At 64.0% G+C, this 17,433-nt stretch carries 17 protein-coding genes; 11 read left to right on the top strand and 6 right to left on the bottom strand.

From position 1 onward, the window contains the following. The 8 genes from D3227_RS22965 to D3227_RS22930 all read left to right on the top strand — a co-directional run bounded on the left by D3227_RS22965 (window position 1) and on the right by D3227_RS22930 (window position 8,049). Window positions 1-1,548, top strand: coding sequence for a LysM peptidoglycan-binding domain-containing protein (locus tag D3227_RS22965; RefSeq protein WP_120016575.1), 1,548 nt, complete (start codon window positions 1-3; stop codon window positions 1,546-1,548). A gap of 233 nt (window positions 1,549-1,781) precedes the next feature. Further along, window positions 1,782-2,675: a LysR family transcriptional regulator gene (locus tag D3227_RS22960; RefSeq protein WP_120016574.1), complete on the top strand. Its 894-nt coding sequence runs from the start codon at window positions 1,782-1,784 to the stop codon at window positions 2,673-2,675. Between the two features lie 129 nt (window positions 2,676-2,804). Further along, window positions 2,805-3,641, top strand: a complete 837-nt coding sequence (locus tag D3227_RS22955; RefSeq protein ID WP_120016573.1) for an SDR family oxidoreductase — start codon at window positions 2,805-2,807, stop codon at window positions 3,639-3,641. Window positions 3,642-3,675: 34 nt separating this feature from the next. Further along, window positions 3,676-4,059, top strand: a complete 384-nt coding sequence (locus tag D3227_RS22950; RefSeq protein WP_120016572.1) for a DUF1330 domain-containing protein — start codon at window positions 3,676-3,678, stop codon at window positions 4,057-4,059. A gap of 83 nt (window positions 4,060-4,142) precedes the next feature. Then, window positions 4,143-5,207: an alpha/beta hydrolase family protein gene (locus D3227_RS22945; RefSeq protein WP_120016571.1), complete on the top strand. Its 1,065-nt coding sequence runs from the start codon at window positions 4,143-4,145 to the stop codon at window positions 5,205-5,207. Between the two features lie 68 nt (window positions 5,208-5,275). Next, window positions 5,276-5,608 carry an ArsR/SmtB family transcription factor gene (locus D3227_RS22940; RefSeq protein WP_120016570.1) on the top strand — a complete coding sequence of 111 codons (333 nt, stop codon included), beginning with the start codon at window positions 5,276-5,278 and terminating at the stop codon, window positions 5,606-5,608. 23 nt (window positions 5,609-5,631) lie between these two features. After that, window positions 5,632-7,515, top strand: a complete 1,884-nt coding sequence (locus D3227_RS22935) for an ABCB family ABC transporter ATP-binding protein/permease (RefSeq protein WP_120016569.1) — start codon at window positions 5,632-5,634, stop codon at window positions 7,513-7,515. Between the two features lie 186 nt (window positions 7,516-7,701). After that, window positions 7,702-8,049: an antibiotic biosynthesis monooxygenase family protein gene (locus D3227_RS22930; RefSeq protein ID WP_120016632.1), complete on the top strand. Its 348-nt coding sequence runs from the start codon at window positions 7,702-7,704 to the stop codon at window positions 8,047-8,049. On the opposite strand, the gene D3227_RS22925 is transcribed toward D3227_RS22930, so the two are convergent. Then, complete coding sequence (locus D3227_RS22925; protein WP_120016631.1) at window positions 8,028-8,921, bottom strand: SMP-30/gluconolactonase/LRE family protein; 894 nt, start codon at window positions 8,919-8,921, stop codon at window positions 8,028-8,030. The genes D3227_RS22930 and D3227_RS22925 overlap by 22 nt on opposite strands. Before the next feature lie 204 nt (window positions 8,922-9,125). On the opposite strand from D3227_RS22925, the gene D3227_RS22920 reads away from it, so the two are divergent. Beyond that, the gene (locus tag D3227_RS22920; protein WP_120016568.1) at window positions 9,126-9,824 is read left to right on the top strand and encodes a phosphatidylserine decarboxylase; all 699 of its coding nucleotides are present in this window, start codon (window positions 9,126-9,128) and stop codon (window positions 9,822-9,824) included. 3 nt (window positions 9,825-9,827) lie between these two features. Then, window positions 9,828-10,643, top strand: coding sequence for a CDP-diacylglycerol--serine O-phosphatidyltransferase (gene pssA, locus D3227_RS22915; protein ID WP_120016567.1), 816 nt, complete (start codon window positions 9,828-9,830; stop codon window positions 10,641-10,643). 44 nt (window positions 10,644-10,687) lie between these two features. Here pssA and D3227_RS22910 read toward each other — a convergent pair whose 3' ends face one another. The 4 genes from D3227_RS22910 to D3227_RS22895 form a co-directional block, all read right to left on the bottom strand. Further along, window positions 10,688-11,281 (bottom strand): TetR/AcrR family transcriptional regulator, encoded by a 594-nt coding sequence (locus tag D3227_RS22910; protein WP_167480806.1) that lies wholly within the window; start codon window positions 11,279-11,281, stop codon window positions 10,688-10,690. A gap of 64 nt (window positions 11,282-11,345) precedes the next feature. Beyond that, entirely contained in the window at window positions 11,346-12,158 is an 813-nt protein-coding gene (locus D3227_RS22905) for an SDR family oxidoreductase (protein ID WP_120016565.1), read from the bottom strand. Between the two features lie 269 nt (window positions 12,159-12,427). Further along, window positions 12,428-14,650, bottom strand: coding sequence for an AMP-binding protein (locus tag D3227_RS22900; RefSeq protein ID WP_120016564.1), 2,223 nt, complete (start codon window positions 14,648-14,650; stop codon window positions 12,428-12,430). Between the two features lie 338 nt (window positions 14,651-14,988). Beyond that, window positions 14,989-15,396 (bottom strand): tautomerase family protein, encoded by a 408-nt coding sequence (locus tag D3227_RS22895; protein ID WP_120016563.1) that lies wholly within the window; start codon window positions 15,394-15,396, stop codon window positions 14,989-14,991. 113 nt (window positions 15,397-15,509) lie between these two features. Here D3227_RS22895 and D3227_RS22890 point away from each other — a divergent pair, with 113 nt between their 5' ends. Beyond that, a complete protein-coding gene (locus D3227_RS22890) occupies window positions 15,510-16,373 on the top strand; it encodes a LysR substrate-binding domain-containing protein (protein WP_120016562.1) in 864 nt (287 codons plus the stop codon). A gap of 132 nt (window positions 16,374-16,505) precedes the next feature. On the opposite strand, the gene D3227_RS22885 is transcribed toward D3227_RS22890, so the two are convergent. Continuing rightward, entirely contained in the window at window positions 16,506-17,393 is an 888-nt protein-coding gene (locus D3227_RS22885; protein ID WP_167480805.1) for a DMT family transporter, read from the bottom strand. Between the last annotated feature and the right edge of the window lie 40 nt (window positions 17,394-17,433).

Genomic DNA, 17,433 nt, shown 5'->3' with positions numbered 1-17,433 from the left:
ATGGCAATTAATCCTTTGAAGGCGTTTTTGTTCGCGGCGGGTGGGACCGTTGCGGCCGCAGGAACCGCCTATGTATCGGGCGCGCTCGACACGTATCTTAATCACACGCCGCCGGCCGAGATCGCAGCACTAGCGCCGGCCGACACGAAGCCGGCGGAAACAAAACCGGCCGACGCGGGCACCGAAGGCCGGTTGCCAGCGGCACCGGCGCCCGCCACCGACGCCACGGCACCCGCTGCCCCCGCTGCTCCGGCGGCGCCCGCGGCAGAGGCTCCGGCGGCACCAGCCGCAGCGCCAGCGGCACCCGCCGCAACTGGGCCGATCGCCCCGACCTTCGATGTCGTGCGTGTCGAAGGCAGCGGCTCGATCGTCGTCGCCGGCAATGCCGCACCCAATTCCAAGGTCGAGATCCTCAACGGTGCGACGGTGCTCGGCTCGACGGTCGCCGGTGCCGATGGCGCCTTTGCCATCGTGCTCGACGATCCGCTGAAGCCCGGCGACTATACGATCACGCTGCGCTCGACGGCGGGCGATGTCGTGACCGCCTCGGCGCAGACCGCCGTCGTCTCGATCCCGCAGAACCCCGCCGGCCAGGTGCTGGCCATGGTCGAGGAGCCCGGCAAGCCGTCCGAGCTGCTCACCGTCCCTGCGCCCGACACCAAGCCCGCCGCACCCGCCACCGGAGACCAGGCGGCCGCGCCGGCGACCCCAGCGCCGACGCCTGAAGCGCCGGCTGCGCCAGCCACTGTTGAAGCCGCACCTGCGCCGGCAGCGCCTGCGGCGGCGCCCGGCGCATCGGTTGCCGAGCCCAAGATCGTCGTTGAGGCCGTCGAGATCGACGGCAACAAGATCTTCGTCGCCGGCATCGCCGATCCCGGCCGCAAGGTGCGCGCCTATGCCAACGACATCCTGCTCGGCGACGCGCTGACCTCGCCCGACGGCCATTTCCTGGTCGAGGCGACGCGCGACATTCCTGTCGGCAGCTACACCATCCATGTCGACGGCCTCGATGCCGACGGGGTGAAGGTGGTGGCCCGCGCCGCCGTGCCGTTCGAACGCGAGCCGGGCGAGTCGGTTGCCGCCGTCGCCCCGGCCGAAAGCAAGCCTGCCGAGCCAAAGCCGGCCGCGCCGGCGACGGACCTTGCCGCGCCTGCAACAACGGCGCAAACGCCTGCTGCCCCGGCCGCCGAAGCGCCGGCAGGTGCCGTTGCACCCGCCACCACGCCCGCACCCGCAGCCGAGGCTCCGGCCGAGGTGGCGGCGGCGACGCCCAACGTGCCCGAGACGGTGGCGCCCAAGCTCGAACCTGCCGACGGCGCCGTCATCATCCGCCGCAAAGATACGCTCTGGCGGATCTCACGGCGCGTCTATGGCCGTGGCGTGCGCTATTCGACCATCTATCTCGCCAATCAGGACCAGATCCGCGATCCGGACCGCATCTGGCCGGGGCAGGTGTTCAAGGTCCCGCAAAAGTCGAAGGAAGGCGAGAACGCCGACCTCAAGGCAATGGGCGACCAGATGACGGCACCTCCGGCCAAGGCGAACTAGAGAATTCAGCAAGCCAGGGGCTTGGCGATCGCCTTCATCACGAGGCGCGAGCCCGTTCTGCGTCTGCGATGTGACCCGGCCATGCTCTGTTGCCGATGGAGTCGAGAACACTCGACGGTATGAACTCAGTCCATGCCTGCGCGACGCATATGGCGTTGGAGGAGCAGAGAAGGAGGGACAAGAATACTGGTTGCCCGCTATAATCTGCCTGCAATTATAGATGGGGGTTATAAATGAGAAAAGGCGACTTCAGTGAACTGGCCATGTTCATCGCGGTCGCCGAGGAGGGAAGCTTTACACGCGCAGCCGCAAAGCTTGGCCTTTCCCAGTCGGCACTTAGCTATGCCGTCCGCATGCTCGAGGAGCGGCTCAAAGTCCGATTGATCTCACGAACGACTCGCAGCCTGTCATTGACGGACGCCGGAGAAAAGCTGCTTCACAGCCTGCGACCGGCATTCGAGCACATAGACAGCGAGATCGCCCAACTCACCGCGCTTCGCGACAAGCCTGCGGGCACGATCCGCATCACGACGTTTCGCCACGCCGCAAGAACGGTCCTCTGGCCTGCCTTGGTGAAGTTCCTGCCGGAGTATCCGGACATCGCTGTCGAGATCAATGTCGATGAAGGCCTCATCGACATTGTCGCTGGCCGGTTCGACGCCGGCATCCGTGTGGGAGAGCAGGTCGAGAAGGATATGGTGGCGGTCCGGGTGAGCGCGGATTTCCGCATGGCGGTGGTAGGCTCCCCACTCTACTTCGCCAACCGGGAGGTGCCGCAAACGCCACGTGATTTGAGCAACCACAATTGCGTCAGCTACCGGCAGAGCGCCGGAGGTGGACTCTATGCCTGGGAGTTCGAGCGCGATGGTGTCGAGCTCGAGGTCCGGGTCAATGGGCCGCTCGTCATCAACGACAACGAGATGCTGGTGAACGCCGCCCTCGACGGACTGGGGCTGGTCTACACGTTCGAAACTCAAATTGCCCAACATGTTGCCGACGGACGTTTGATCCGGGTGCTGGAAGATTGGTGCCCGCCATTCTCCGGCTGTCACCTCTACTATCCAAGCCGGCGGCAACATACACCAGCCTTCGCCCTCCTGCTCGAAGCGCTTCGCTACAAGGGCTAGTGACCGGCGCTTCGTTCTGAAAGCGACCTTCATTTATCAATTCCATTTCTAACTACATGCAGATTATGCCGGCTAATCGGATAGAGCTGCGCGGCCTACCTTCCTGTTCATCGAAAACAGGAGTTAGAAATGAACAAGGTCTGGTTCATCACGGGTGCCGGCAGCGGCATCGGCGCCGCAACCGCCAGGGCGGCTCTGAAGGCAGGCGATCGGGTCGTCGCGACCGGCCGCAATCTCGACAAGGTCCGCAACGCGCTGAGCGACCTGGCAGGCGATAAGCTCGCCTTCGTCCAGTTGGACGTCGCCGACGAAGCACAGGCAAGGGCGGCGGTCGACAAGGCGATGCAGGCGTTCGGCCGCATCGACGTTCTGGTCAACAACGCCGGCTACAGCCTGCTCGGCAATTTCGAGGAATTGAGCTCCGCCCAGATCGAGGGGCTGGTCTCGACCAATCTGTATGGCGTGATCCACGTCATGCGTGCCGTCCTTCCGGTTATGCGCAAGCAGCGGTCAGGCCGGATCATCAACATCAGTTCCCTTGCCGGGATAATGGGCTTCAAGCACTGCGGGGCCTATAGCGCCGCCAAGTTTGCCGTCGAAGGCCTTTCCCTTTCGGTGGCTGAGGAGGTCGAACAGTTCGGCATCAAGATCATGGTGGTCGCACCGGGCTTCTTCCGGACGGACCTTCTCGACGCGCAGAACGCCAAGTATAGCGCGGGCACCATCGAGGACTACGCCGCCGAAGGTAGCGCCGAAGCCATGTGGTCGGGCTATGACGGCAAGCAGCAAGGTGACCCCGCCAGGCTCGGCGACGTCTTCGTGAAGCTCGCCGGGATGGAAAATCCTCCACGGCAGTTCCTGGCTGGCAGCGACGCCCTTGCGGCATTCAAGCCGGTCCTCGAAGGGCGCCTCGAGGACCTGCGCGCCTACGAGGATCTGTCCACGTCGACAGATGGTTCTTTCTGATCACCAAGGCTCTCAAACCAAAGGAACTAGTACAATGAAGAAACTCGTTGTCGGCGCGACCGCCGCCGTGGCCCTCGCCATCGCTCTTGCCACAACCGGCTATGCCCAGGATTCGCAGGCGCCCGGCTACATGATTGCCAACTACACGATCAACGATCAGGCCGGGTTCAAAAAATACATGGAGGAGGCGGGTCCGCTGGCTCCGAAGTTCGGTGGCAAGATCATCGTCTTCAACCTGAATGCGACCGCTGTGGAAGGCGAGCCGAAAAAGGTCATGGCCATCGCCGAGTTCCCGAGCCTCGCCGATGCGCAGCGCTTCTACAAATCGCCGGAATATACGGCCGCGCGGAAGTTCCGCGTCGCCTCGACCGAAGGCTCGGTCATCATCACCGAAGGGTTTTTCCCACCGCAGCACTAACAGGCGAATGGGGCGGGGCGACAATCCCCGCCTGTCAAATCTGTGCTGACATCGACGTTCAACAACAATGCGAGGAGCCCCTCATGGGCAACCAACGTAACAATTCTGTTCAGCAGGAAGGCGCTCCATCGAATGGGCGCCGGCAGCTTCTGAAAGCCGGAGCAGCACTCGCCGCTTTCCCCATCATCGCCGCCACATCTGTTGGTGCACAGGCAGCGGACAACCAAACGATCATGGGTGCAATCGTGACCGATCCAAAATCCGAAGACTTCATCAATGGCATGGCTGACTTGATGGCGCATTCAACCCGCACGCCTGTCCTGCGGTGGCCGAACGAGTACGGCCTGGACTACGAGGAGATTTTCTTCCCGGCGCTGGATGGCGTGACCATCGAGGGCTGGTTCATTCCTGCCGACTCCGACAAATTGCTCATCTTCAATCACCCCATGCCCTGCAACCGCTATGGCTATCCGGGCCATCTGGAGCCCTGGACAAATTTCGGCGGCTTCGAAGTCAATTTCCTGCCGGAATACAAGCTTCTGCATGATGCGGGCTACAACATCATCACCTACGACATGCGCAACCACGGCCGCAGCGGAACGGGCAGCGGCGGCATCAATGGTCATGGTGTGCTGGAGTATCGTGACGTGATCGGATCGTTGCGCTACGCGAAATCCCGGCCCGATACCAAGGACATGAAGACGGCCCTTTACAGCCGCTGCCTGGGCGCCAATGCGACGATTGTGGGCATGAAGAAGCACCCGCAAGAATTCGCCCACATCAAGGCGATGATAGCCTTGCAGCCGGTGTCGCCGGCGGTGTTCGTCCAGACGGCGATGGAGAATCAGAAAATCGCAAATGGTGCCGAACTGTTCGATGTGGCCTTTCACAAGCAGACCGGCTTTCACCTCGCTGACGTCTGGCCGATGGAATATGCCAAGGCGGTGACGGTTCCGACCCTCGTCGCGCAGGTCCGCAACGATTTCCTGACCAAGCCCTCCAACGTGCAGGAAATCTACGACACCATCTCTTCCCAGGGCAAGAAACTGTTCTGGATCGAAGGGACGGACCAGCGTTTCGAGGGCTACAACTATTTCGGCAAGAACCCGCAACCGGTGCTCGATTGGTTCGGCTCGCACATTTCATGACGTAACGGCCGACCTGCCCATCAGGGTGGCTTGCCGCAGGACCGGTCATCGTCTATCGCCGATGGACGATGACCGAATCCCTCCGCCAAACAGACGCACGCTGCTGCGCTCCGGACAGCCGTGCCGTCGCCGCCAGGCTGGCGGCGCTTTCACATCCGGCGCGCATCGAGATCCTCAAACATTTGTCGGCCAGAAACTCCTGCTGTTGCCGCGAGGTCGTTGATCATCTCGACCTGGCGCAATCCACCGTGTCCCAGCACCTGAAGATACTGGTCGAGGCCGGACTGGTGCGCTTTGCGCCGGACCGCCAGCGCTCGCGCTATGAGGTCGACCGCGCGGCACTCGCCGATGTTTCCGCGTCGGTGACCGCACTCGTCAATTCCTGCTGCTCCGGCCGCTAGAATAAGAAGAAAGCACCAAAAAAATGGCCGAAAAAACTGTCTCCGCCGATTCCTCGACCTTCAGGACCTTGCGCAATCTGTGGCCCTATATGTGGCCGGCCGACCGCGCCGACCTCAGGGCGCGGGTCACCTGGGCGACGCTGTTGCTGGTCGTCGCCAAGCTGACGCTGGTCGCCGGACCCTACTTCTTTAAATGGGCGACCGACGCGCTGGCCGGCGACGCCAAATCGGCGCCGCCGCTGCCGGCCTTCATGCTGGCGCCGGTCATGCTGGTCATCGCCTACAATGTGCTCAGGCTGGTGCAACTCGGCTTCAACCAGCTGCGCGATGCGCTGTTTGCCCGCGTCGGGCAACATGCGGTGCGCCAGCTCGCCTTCCGCACCTTCGTCCACATGCACCAGCTGTCGCTTCGCTTTCATCTCGAGCGGCGCACCGGCGGCCTGTCGCGCATCATCGAGCGTGGCACCAAGGGCATTGAGACGATCGTGCGCTTCATCATGCTCAACACGGCGCCGACCATCCTGGAATTCGCGCTGACCGCCGGCATCTTTGCCGTCACCTATGGCTGGAAATACGTGGCGGTCGTCGCCGTGACGGTGTTGCTCTATGTCTGGTTCACGGTCAGGGCCAGCGACTGGCGCATCTCGATCCGCCGCGACATGAACGACAGCGACACCGACGCCAACACCAAGGCGATCGATTCGCTGCTCAATTTCGAGACCGTCAAATATTTCAACAACGAAGCCATGGAGGCCGAGCGCTTCGACCGCTCGATGGCGCGCTATGAGATGTCAGCGACCAGGATCTGGACCTCGCTCGGCTGGCTGAACTTCGGCCAGGGCGTCATCTACGGCGTCGGTACCGTCATCGTCATGTGCATGTCGGCGCTGGAGGTGCAGGCTGGCACGCAGAGCGTCGGCGACTTCGTCTTCATCAACGCCATGCTGATGCAACTCTCGGTGCCGCTCAATTTCATCGGCTTCATCTACCGCGAGATCCGCCAGGGCCTGACCGACATCGAGCAGATGTTCGACCTGCTCGACGTGCCGCAGGAGATTGTCGACAAGCCCGATGCAAAGGCGCTCGCCGTCGGCGCGGGCAAGGTCGAATTCCGCAACGTGCATTTCTCCTATGATCCGAACCGCAAGATCCTGAAGGGCGTCTCCTTCGAGGTGCCGGCCGGCAAGACGGTCGCGATTGTCGGGCCCTCGGGCGCCGGCAAGTCGACCATCTCGCGGCTGCTGTTCCGCTTCTACGACATCCAGTCGGGCCAGGTGCTGATCGACGGCCAGGACGTCAGGGACGTGACGCAGGAGAGCCTGCGCGCGGCGATCGGCATGGTGCCGCAGGACACCGTGCTGTTCAACGACACCGTTGCCTACAACATCCGCTATGGCCGCATCGGAGCCAGCGAGGAGGAGGTGCGCAAGGCGGCCGAGCTCGCCCAGATCGGACCGTTCATCGAGCGGCTTCCGGATGGCTATCGCTCGATGGTCGGCGAGCGCGGGCTGAAACTGTCGGGCGGCGAGAAGCAGCGCGTGGCGATCGCCCGCACCATCCTGAAAGCGCCGTCGATCCTGATGCTCGATGAGGCGACCTCGGCGCTCGACAGCCACACGGAGCAGGAGATCCAGGCCGCGCTCGACCTCGTCAGCCAGGGCCGCACCACCATCGTGATTGCCCACCGGCTGTCGACGGTGATCACGGCCGACGAGATCATCGTGCTCAAGGACGGCCAGATCGCCGAGCGCGGCACCCATGCCGAACTGATGCGCAAGCACGGCCTCTACGCCTCGATGTGGGACCGTCAGCGCGAGGCGACCGAAGCCGAAGAGCGACTGCGCATCGCGCGCGAGAGCGACGAGCTGGGTGTCATCGTGCGCCGGCGGACGTCCGAGGTCGGGTAGGCTTCCTTCTCCCACAAGGGAGAAGAGAAAGCGCTTCGCCCTTTTTCCACTTGACCTCAACTTAAGTTGAGATCGTAGACCGCCGATCGAAGGTGCGTGACGCGCCTGTTCCGACCATGATCCCGAAAAGTGGAAGCCGGTTTTCGGAAAAGATCATGGTCAAACGAGAGATCGGAGATGCAGGAAATGGATCAGCTGAATCAAAAGCTTGGCAATGAAGCCGTGTTCAGGGTCGACAAGTTCGTCGTCCCCGCCGACGCCCGCGAGGAGATACTTCGCAAGGTCAGGGCGACGCATGAATTGCTGCGCCTGCAGCAGGGCTTCGTGCAGGATTTCCTGCTCGAGCAATTCTCGGGACCGGGCGAATTCAACCTCGTCACCATTGTCGAATGGGAAAGCCAGGTGGCCGTCGACAACGTCGTGCCGATCGTCAAGGCGGCCCACGAGCAGGCCGGCTTCAACCCCCAGGAGACGATCGCCCGGCTCGGGGTAAGGGCCGATATCGCCAACTATCAGCGCCTGCCCGAAATGTAGGAAGGCCAGCCCGCCCCGGATACCGGTGCCTCGACGCTCAGCACCTGGCCGGTGCGGGCATCGCTGATCATGTGTTCGAAGCCGCGCCATTCGGCGGCGACGATGAACAGCGTATCGCCGTTGGCGCCGCCGAGCATGCAGGCAAAGCAGCCGCGATCGGCGCTGACGGTTTGCAGTATTTTGCCGCCCTCGCGCACCCGCACGCAATGCCGGTTGGGCACGTCGGCATACCAGACGGCGCCCTCGGCATCGATTGCGATACCATCGGGAAAGCCGTTGCCGAGATCGGCCCACACCCGCCTGTTGGAAAGTCCGCCGTCGGCCGCGATGTCGAAGGCGGTCAGCCGGTTGGCGTGCGATTCGGCGACAATCAACGTCTTGTTATCAGGTGTCACCGCCATGCCGTTGGCAAAGGCGATGTTCTCGGCCACCTGGCGGATCGTGCCATCAGGCGTGATCAGCACGATGGTACCCGGCCCGAAATGCTCGCCCGGAGCAGGCGCTGGCCCGCCGCCATTGACATAGATGTTGCCGCGCCCGTCGACGACGATCTCGTTCCACGGGCTCTTTGACAGCGGTCTGAGGTCGGCATGGGTGGCGAGCGTTCCATCCGCCTCCTGCCGCAGCACCAGGCCCTCGCGGCCCGACACCACGAGCAGCCGGCCGTCCGGCAGCCAGTCGATGGAATAGGGCAGGGTGGCCGGCACGGTCAGCACGACCTTGCTGTTGCCCTGGGTATCAATAACAACGATCTCACCGGTGCCCCAGTTACAGACCCAGAGCCGCCCCTCATGCCATCGCGGTGACTCGCCGAAGGCAAGGCCGCTCGTCACGATACGCGCTTGTTTGGATGCTGATTTCTGCGACGGCATTGCAGGCTCCATGGTTGGTTCGACGAGCGCTTCGCGCCGTTTCTCCAAGGACGGGCGAGCGCGGCTGGCCCCGACAGCAGCGGTGGATTTTCTCAACCGGCTCAAACGCGTCCGCCCGGCGGCCCATCCTCCCATTGTTGCGTTGCGACGACGGGGCCTTTCCGCTATTGAGGCCGGACCTGAAACAAGGGCTGCCCCCATCCCATGAACCTCGTCGACACGATCAAGAATGCGTTCGTTCCGATCCATCGCGAAGGCTATCCGTTCATTGCCGCCTTTGGCGCAGGTACGCTGTTTCTCGGTTATTTCTCCTCGATCCTGTTCTGGATCGGCCTGATCCTGACGGCTTGGTGCGTCTATTTCTTCCGCGATCCCGAGCGCGTCACACCGGTCGATGACCGTCTAGTGGTAAGTCCGGCCGACGGCATCATCTCGGCGGTCGGCCCGGCGGTTCCGCCGCGCGAGCTTGGCCTCGGCAACGGCGAGATGACCCGCATCTCGGTGTTCATGAATGTGTTTTCCTGCCACGTGAACCGCGCGCCGGTGCGCGGCCGCATCGCCAGGATCGAGCATCGGCCCGGCAAATTCCTCAACGCCGAGCTCGACAAGGCAAGCACCGAGAACGAGCGCAACGGCGTTGTCATCGACAGCCCCAACGGCACCGTCGCCGCCGTGCAGATCGCCGGCCTTGTGGCGCGCCGCATCGTCTGCTGGGCCGAGACCGGCGGCTCGATCGCCATCGGCGAGCGCTTTGGGCTGATCCGCTTCGGCTCGCGCGTCGACGTGTTCCTGCCGGTTGCCGCGACGCCGCGCGTCGCCGTTGGCCAGACGGCGGTCGGCGGCGAAACGGTGCTGGCGGAATTCGGCGGCGCCGCCGCGACGCCGCTCGTCAGGATTTCGTAAGCGGTGGGCGCGCCGTTCAAAAAGTTCGAGGCGCATGGCAGCGGCGGTCCGCGCATCCGCGAGATCCCGATGCGCATGGTGCTGCCCAATCTGGTCACCGTGCTTGCCATCTGCGCCGGCCTTTCCGGCATCCGCTTCGGCTTCGAAGGCCGTTTCGAGCCGGCGGTGGTCATGGTGCTGCTCGCCGCCTTCCTCGACGGCATCGACGGGCGCCTGGCGCGCATGCTGAAGGCGACGTCGAAATTCGGCGCTCAGATGGATTCGCTGGCCGACATCGTCAATTTCGGCGTCGCACCAGCGCTGGTGCTCTATGCCTTCATGCTCGATCGCGCCGGTTCGTTCGGCTGGATCGCGGCACTGCTCTTCACCATTGCTTGCGGCTTGAGGCTTGCCCGCTTCAACGTGCTCGACGAGGAGACCGACCGCCCGATCTGGCAGACCGAGTATTTCGTCGGCGTGCCGGCTCCGGCGGGCGCGGTGCTGGTGATGTTGCCGCTCTATCTATCCTTCCTCAGGCTGGGCATTGAGCCCAGCCGTCCTGTCGCTCTTATCGCCACCGGCTTCACCGTCCTGGTCGCCTTCCTGCTGGTCAGCCGGCTGCCGGTCTATTCCGGCAAGAGCATCAAAGTGCCGGGCGACAAGGTGCTGCCGGTCATCCTCGCCGTCGTGCTCTACGTCCTACTGCTGATGACTTACCCCTGGTATACGCTGACCGCGTCGGTCGCCGGCTACCTAGCCTTCCTTCCGTTTAGCGTGCGCGCCTATTCCAGGCGCGCCAAGCGTGAGGGCGAGAAGGTGCCGCCTTCGGATATCGGCTGAGCCGCTATAGAGCGGTTCTGCGCTTCAGCGAAACGATAAACCGCTTAAGGCCGCAGGCTTCGAAGCAACAAATCACACCAGGCCGCCGCAAAGCGTTCGTCGCTGATGTCGATGGCGCGCTCGCCCCAGATCGCTTCGAAGACGCGGAACATGGCGACGCTGCCGACGATGACGGCGGCGACCGCCTGGCTGTCATGTGCACGCAACTCGCCTTGCCGCTCGTGCTCCTGCAGCCATTTGGCGATGGCAAGGTATGTGCTTTGCATGATCTCGCCGCGCGCCGCGCCCTCCAGCTCCGGGAAATGCTCGAGATCGCGCCACAGGATCCTGAGCACATCGCGGTTGGCTCCGAGCCTTTCCAGCATGCTTTCTACGAGTCGCCGCGAGCCCTCATCCACCGGCAGCATCATCTCGCCGAGCTCGGCCCGACTTTCCCGCGCCTCTCCGACGAACCGTTCGACCGCCGCGGCAAGCAGCGCTTCCTTGGAGGGGAAGTGCTTGTAGAGCGCGCCGGAGCCGCGCGAGAGGCCCGCGGCTTCCTGGATGTCGGGAACGCTGGTGCGGTCGTAGCCGCGTTTGGCAAAGAGCCGAATGGCTTCGCGCAATATTCGCTCGCGTCCGGTGGATGGCGGTTTCATGGTTGCTCCTGGCTCAGTCGAAAACAGCGACGCGGGTTCGCAACGGACGATAGCATCGGATTGATTAGGCCTTTGCGGACCGCGCATGCCAACCTTGCTCGGAAAGCCACGCCTTCCAGGTCCTTTCGCCAAGCCGCTGGTCGGTTTCGACCAGGCCCATGTTGCGGCTCATCTTCCGGCTTACCGGCAGCGGCAGGACGAGACGCCTCAACCCAAGCGCATCGCGGTATTGCCGGGCGAAACTCGAGAATGGCATCACCTCGGGGCCACCGATCTCCGTGCGCACGCCACGCTGCCCGTCGTTGACGGCCTCAGCCAGATAGCTGGCGACATCGCGCGTATCGACGGGATTTGAGAGCGAGGTCGGCAGCGGCCAGACCGGCAGCCATTTCAACCCGCCAAGCATCTGCGCCAGAAGGTAATAGAACGGCGTCGCGCGGATGACCGACCACGACAGCGATGACTCCCGCACAAGCTGCTCGCCCGCAAGTTTTACGCGAGCATAGGGCAGGGCGCTGAATTCAAGGCCGACGATCGACACGAAGATGAAATGGCCAATGCCAGCGCGGTGCGATGCAGCGAGAAGGCGTCGCGTGCCCTCGACATCCACGCTTGCCGGGCTGGAGAAGAAATCGACCGGCCTCATACCGCGCCTGGCGATCGGCGAGAGCGTTGCAGCATGGACGACGGTATCGACACCGAGAAGGGCGTCATCGATTCCTTCGCCCGTTGCGAGATCGCCCACTGCCCATTCCACCGAGCTGTCCTGCCCGGCTTTTCTGGCAAACAACCTGACTGTGTGGCCAGTTTCTGTCAGCGTCGGCACGAGATCATGGCCGAGATGTCCAGTCCCGCCGGTAACAAGGATTTTTGTCATCGAGGTTCTCCTAGCTGTGCAGGAGCGGCGAGGTCAGGACGTCATTACCACGCGGCGCGCCTGCTCGAGATGCAGCGTTCAGGCTGCTCATCTAAGGTAGGGAGTGAATACTCTCTCACCACTGGTTTGTCTATTCGCATTGCGCGCGGCACGACCGCGCACCTCTTGCACCTCGGAGGCTGTGGATCGGCAATGCAATAGCCCGCTGGGCGGCACCATGCCGCCGGCGGACGCGTGTTCGAGATTGGTTGCTGGCGGGGAGGCCGAAATTACGCCGCAGCGCTCAGCCCCAGCCGGTCGATCGCCAGCCTGCGGGTCGAGACATAGTCGGTCTTGCCCGAGCCCAGCACCGGGATCTCCTCGACCTTGACGATGTCGTTGGGCACCATCAGCTCGGCCGCGCCCGCCTGCTTGCCGAACTTGCGCAGTTCCTCCGGGTCGGCATCGTCGGCGGTGGTGACCAGCACGATGCGCTCGCCGCGCCTTTTGTCCGGCACCGCCACTGCCGCATGGCGCTCCTCCGGCCACAGCGACTGCACCAGCATCTCGACCGCGCCCAGCGACACCATCTCGCCGGCGATCTTGGCGAAGCGCTTGGCGCGGCCGCGAATGGTGATGAAGCCATCGCGGTCGACCGAGACGATGTCGCCGGTGTCGTGCCAGCCGTCCAGCGGCTGCAATTCGCCGGGGCGATCAGCGGTCATGTAGCCCATCATCAGGTTCGGCCCGTCGAGCCAGAGACGGCCGGCATCATCGATGCCTTCGACCGGCTCGAGCTTCATGCGCATCGCCGGCAGCGGCCTTCCGACCGTGCCATCGCGGCCATGGATGGCGGTGTTGACGGCAACCACCGGGGCTGCCTCCGTCAGGCCGAAGCCTTCGATGATCGCCGCCTGGAAACGCTCGCGGTAGACGCGCCGCGTCTCCGGCTTCACCGCCTCGGCGCCGGCAACGACGAAGCGCAGGCTGGAGAAATCACCGTCCTTGGCGGTGCGCGCATAATTGGCGAGGAAGGTGTCGGTGCCGAACATGATTGTCGGTTTCACCTTGCGGGCGATCTCGGGGATGATCTTGTAGTGCAGCGGCGACGGGTAGAGGAACAGTTTCACCCCGGTGACCAAAGGCAGGATGGTGCCGCCCGTCAGCCCGAAGGAGTGGAACACCGGCAGCACGTTGAGCAGAATGTCGGCCGGCGAGATGGTGATGCGGGCCTCGGCCTGCATGGCGTTGGCGTGGAGGTTGCGGTGCGACAGCACCACCGCTTTCGGCGTGCCTTCCGAGCCCGAAGTGAACAGGATCACCGCCGGCTTTGCCGCATCGTGCGGCTGCAGCGGAAAACGCCACAGCACTGCTGCGGCCAACTTGTCCAGCGCCGTAACGCTTTCGCGCACGTCCTCCAACCACAGCAACCTGGCGCCGCCCGCCTCGACCGCTTTGACGATGTCGTCCAGCCCGGCCTTTTCGATGAAGGCGCGAGAGGAGACGACAGTGCGGATGACGGCCGTACGCACGGCAGCGGTGACGCTGGCCGGCCCGGCGGTGTAGTTGATCATCGCCGCCACCCGGCCGGCCGACAAAAGACCGACGAAGGACAGCACCACGCCATTGGCGTTGGGCAAAAGCAGGCCGACCGCTTCACCCGGCGCCGTCACCGCTTCGAAGCGGCGGCCAAGCACGCGCGCGCCGATGAACATTTTTCTGTAGCTCATCGCGCCCGAGATGACGTCCTCAATGATTGGATGCGAGGCGCCGACACGGTCAGCAGCGTCGCGCATCGCCAGGAACAGGCCGCGATCGAGATTGCTGCCGAACAGCCGCGCCTCGGCGACACGGTCGAACAGCGCGTTGGTGTTCGAGGCCTGGTCGGGGTTGCGCGCCACGAGTTCGGCGATCGTCATCGGCTCCAGCACGCTTATCGACAGGCGCGGAAACCAGTGGCGCGGCGCCCTGTCCGCCGGCGTCAGCGACACCGGCAGGTCGCGCGCGCCGGCAACGAAGATCGGTACGATCCTGGCATCGGCCTGCATGGCGATGCGCGTGATGGCGCGAAACAGTCGGAACGCCTTGACGTCGGGCTCGACCGCTTCGGGCAGATAGACGGCAAGGCGGCCCTTGCCCTTCAGCACCCGCACCAGCCGGCGGCTGACGAAGACATGTTCGGCATTGAAGGCAATGGTGCGGCCAAGCTCGCGCCACGGCTCCAGCCAGGGCGACCTTGCCGAGGCATCGTCGAGGATGTGCAGCGTGTCTTCAGGCAGCAGCGACAGCATCAGCGCCGGCTCGAAACGCGACTGGTGCGAGACCACATAGATCACCGGCGCCGACGCGTTGCGGGCGATCCTGATGCGCTCGTCGGCGACCCGGTAGGCGAGCTTGAACGGCACGTAGAGCAGCGCCTGGGCGAAACGCAGGCCAAGGCGGAATTTTTCCACCACGCCGATCAGCAACCAGGCCACAACGAGGCCCGCAAGCAGCGCCAGTGTCAGGACCATGCCGCGTCTCTCCCAACGTCCTCCATGCCGCGGCTCTTTGACGGCCGCTTCGGGGGCAGAGCCTAGCGGAAGTGGGGGCGGCGTCAATGTGGACTGAGTGCCCTCTGACCTTCTCCTCGTGGGGTCCGAAGGACGGGGCGAGACCCGCGGCTCGCCCCGGGGCGGTGGCCGAGCGAAAGCTCGGTCGGATGAGGGGTGTCGGAAGGATCGCTGCTTTGAAGTCGTAAGCGCCTAAAATCACTTGATTCTTTGACGCTGCGTTTCTTCCAGCACCTCTCATCCGTCTCGGCGCTGCGCGCCGATCCACATTCTCCCACAGGGGGAGAAGGGAAGAGGTGTTACGCCGCCTTCAGCCTCCCGCTAATAAACCGAAACTCCTGCGTCTTGCCGCCATAGCCATAGGCGGCCGCCGGCACTTCGTGGACGAAGGCGTAGCTTTCTTCGTGCACGGCACCGAGCAAGCGGCCGAAGGCGGCGAAGATCGCCTGGAGATAGGCCTCCAGCTCGAGCTTGGTGTTGGTGCCGTCGACCACCTTGATGTCGAGCCAGAAGGTGTTGGCGCCGTACTCGGCCAGCGACTTGCCGCCGGCGAACCAGTGCTGCGGGTCGAGATAGGAGATGGCGACCGCGGTGATGGTCGGGTCCTTGCGCAGATGCGTGGCCGTCAGTTCGGTGACTTCCTTGGCGATTGCCGCGGACAGTTTGGCGTCGGGCTTGCCGGTGACGCTGACATTGATGATTGGCATTGTTTTTCTCCTCGGGTTGCTGCGGCGTCGTTCGCCGTTGAGAAAACCATGTCACGATCATTGAATCAAAAAAATCGAATTGTTTTCAATTGAAGATTCGATAAAGTCGAATTATGCAGACACTCGACCCCGACATTCTCAAAACCTTCCTCGCCTTCGTCGACGGCGGCTCCCTGGCGCAGGCGGCGTCTGTCGTCGGCCGCTCGCCCTCCGCTGTGACGGCGCAGATGCAGCGGCTGGAGGAGATCGTCGGCGAGCCACTGCTTCTCGCGCAGGGGCGGGGGCGTGGCCTGACGCCGGCCGGCGAGGATCTGGTCGGCCATGCCAGGCGCATTCTCGCCGCCCACACCGAAGCCTGGCTGGCGCTGAAGGGCGCGCGCGCCGATGGCCGCGTCGCCATCGGCACCACGCAGGATTTTGCCGACAGCGGCCTGCCGGAACTGCTGCGGGCCTTCGCCGTCAGTCATTGGCGGGTCAGGATCGAGCTGCGCGTCGGCCGCTCCGCCGAACTCACGCATGCGCTGCAGGCCGGACAGCTCGATCTGGCCATCACCATGCGCCAGGCCCCGGCGCCGGACGAGGTCGGCGTGCTACGCGAGCCGATGCTGTGGCTGTGCTCGCAAAAGGGGTTGGCCGCGCGGGAGGAAGAGGTACCCCTGGCGCTGCTCGACCCGAATTGCGGCTTTCGCGAAGCGGCCCTCGCGGCGCTAGATACCGTCGGCCGCCGCTACCGCATAGCCGCCGGCAGCGCCAGCCTCGCCGGCCTGCGCACGGCGGTCAATGCCGGCATCGCGCTGACCTTGCGCACCGCGCGCTTTGCCCATTCCGGTATCGTCGAAGCGCCGCGCGAATTCGGCCTGCCGCCGGTTCCATTAGCCGAATTCGCCATCCGGCTGCGCCAGGGCGCCGATCTGCCAGCGCGGGATCTGGCCGAGCTGCTCGTTGGCAATCTCGCCCTGACAGGTGTTGGAGGCTAATCCCCAAAGAAAAAGCCGACCTTACGATCGGCTTTAAGTAGGACGGGTCGAGGGGTTTGGGGGGACTTGGGGGTGACCCGTCGCAGCAACAATGCCCGAGTCGGATGATGGTTCCGTGACTGCGAAAATATTTTAGCCGTCGGCTGCGCGCCGCCTGGCCACCAGCCAATCGCGTCCAGCATGGGCAAACACCGCGCACAGCACGATAGCACCGCCGATCATGCTTGCGGCCGGCGGAATCTCGGCCAGGAACAGGAAGGCAAACAGGATTGCAAACGGCACTTCGGCCGAACCGAGCAGGCCGGATTCGGGCGCCGGGATCAGCCGCGAGCCCTCTGTCCACAGGATCGAGGCCATCGCGAAGGAGGCGCCGAACGTGGCAAGCAGTACGGCGTCCCGGACCGAGACGGCCAGCGGATCGGTGACGAACCAGCCGAACACGAACAGCAGGAAGGCCGACACAGCACCAGCCCAGACCACCGGTGTGTCGCGGAAGGCGCGCACCATGATCATGTAGAGCGCGCTGCCGGCGGTCATCAGCAGCGCCAGACCATCGCCAAGCAGATGGCCGGTGCCGAAGCCGGAACCGACCATGATCGCCACGCCGCACAGCGACACTGCGGCGGCGGCCAGCGTTTGCATGCGGAACGGCTCGCGCACCAGGATGAAGGCAAGCAGCGCGGTGGTGAACGGCGCCGTCGCATATATGACCGCGACATTGGCGACATAGGTGAACTTGAAGGCGGCGATGAAGGCGATGCTGGCAAGCGCCCCTTCGACCGCCAGCAGCCAGCCGCGCCAGCCGAGCCGCAGGCTTTCGCGCCCGCCCGAGCGACGGCGTTGCCACAGCACATAGACGGTGATCAGGATCGAGCCGACAAAGCCACGCCAACAGGTGATGGTCAGCGGGTCGGCATGGATCGATTTGGTGAGAACCCCGGTAAGCGCAAAGAAGGCCGCCGAGGCCGACACCAACATGATGCCGAGCGTGCGCTCGGCGGCGGTGTCTGTGGGTGGCATGCTCAGAACCTCTGTCATTTCAGGAGACTACGCCGTCTTG

The organism is Mesorhizobium waimense, from assembly GCF_003601975.1.
Taxonomy (GTDB): Bacteria; Pseudomonadota; Alphaproteobacteria; order Rhizobiales; family Rhizobiaceae; genus Mesorhizobium; species Mesorhizobium waimense.
Note: the sequence above shows the minus strand (reverse complement) of the source record. Positions and strands in the feature narration are given on the sequence as shown.

Bases quoted from the DNA above. Each gene is read 5' to 3' on its own strand.
- D3227_RS22885 (WP_167480805.1), bottom strand. From the start codon at position 17,393: ATGCCACCCACAGACACCGCCGCCGAGCGCACGCTCGGCATCATGTTG.
- D3227_RS22920 (WP_120016568.1), top strand. From the start codon at position 9,126: ATGAACCTCGTCGACACGATCAAGAATGCGTTCGTTCCGATCCATCGC.
- D3227_RS22955 (WP_120016573.1), top strand. From the start codon at position 2,805: ATGAACAAGGTCTGGTTCATCACGGGTGCCGGCAGCGGCATCGGCGCC.
- D3227_RS22925 (WP_120016631.1), bottom strand. From the start codon at position 8,921: ATGCCGTCGCAGAAATCAGCATCCAAACAAGCGCGTATCGTGACGAGC.
- D3227_RS22960 (WP_120016574.1), top strand. From the start codon at position 1,782: ATGAGAAAAGGCGACTTCAGTGAACTGGCCATGTTCATCGCGGTCGCC.
- D3227_RS22935 (WP_120016569.1), top strand. From the start codon at position 5,632: ATGGCCGAAAAAACTGTCTCCGCCGATTCCTCGACCTTCAGGACCTTG.
- D3227_RS22910 (WP_167480806.1), bottom strand. From the start codon at position 11,281: ATGAAACCGCCATCCACCGGACGCGAGCGAATATTGCGCGAAGCCATT.
- D3227_RS22950 (WP_120016572.1), top strand. From the start codon at position 3,676: ATGAAGAAACTCGTTGTCGGCGCGACCGCCGCCGTGGCCCTCGCCATC.
- D3227_RS22890 (WP_120016562.1), top strand. From the start codon at position 15,510: ATGCAGACACTCGACCCCGACATTCTCAAAACCTTCCTCGCCTTCGTC.
- D3227_RS22930 (WP_120016632.1), top strand. From the start codon at position 7,702: ATGGATCAGCTGAATCAAAAGCTTGGCAATGAAGCCGTGTTCAGGGTC.
- D3227_RS22895 (WP_120016563.1), bottom strand. From the start codon at position 15,396: ATGCCAATCATCAATGTCAGCGTCACCGGCAAGCCCGACGCCAAACTG.
- D3227_RS22940 (WP_120016570.1), top strand. From the start codon at position 5,276: ATGACCGAATCCCTCCGCCAAACAGACGCACGCTGCTGCGCTCCGGAC.
- D3227_RS22900 (WP_120016564.1), bottom strand. From the start codon at position 14,650: ATGGTCCTGACACTGGCGCTGCTTGCGGGCCTCGTTGTGGCCTGGTTG.
- D3227_RS22905 (WP_120016565.1), bottom strand. From the start codon at position 12,158: ATGACAAAAATCCTTGTTACCGGCGGGACTGGACATCTCGGCCATGAT.
- D3227_RS22945 (WP_120016571.1), top strand. From the start codon at position 4,143: ATGGGCAACCAACGTAACAATTCTGTTCAGCAGGAAGGCGCTCCATCG.
- D3227_RS22965 (WP_120016575.1), top strand. From the start codon at position 1: ATGGCAATTAATCCTTTGAAGGCGTTTTTGTTCGCGGCGGGTGGGACC.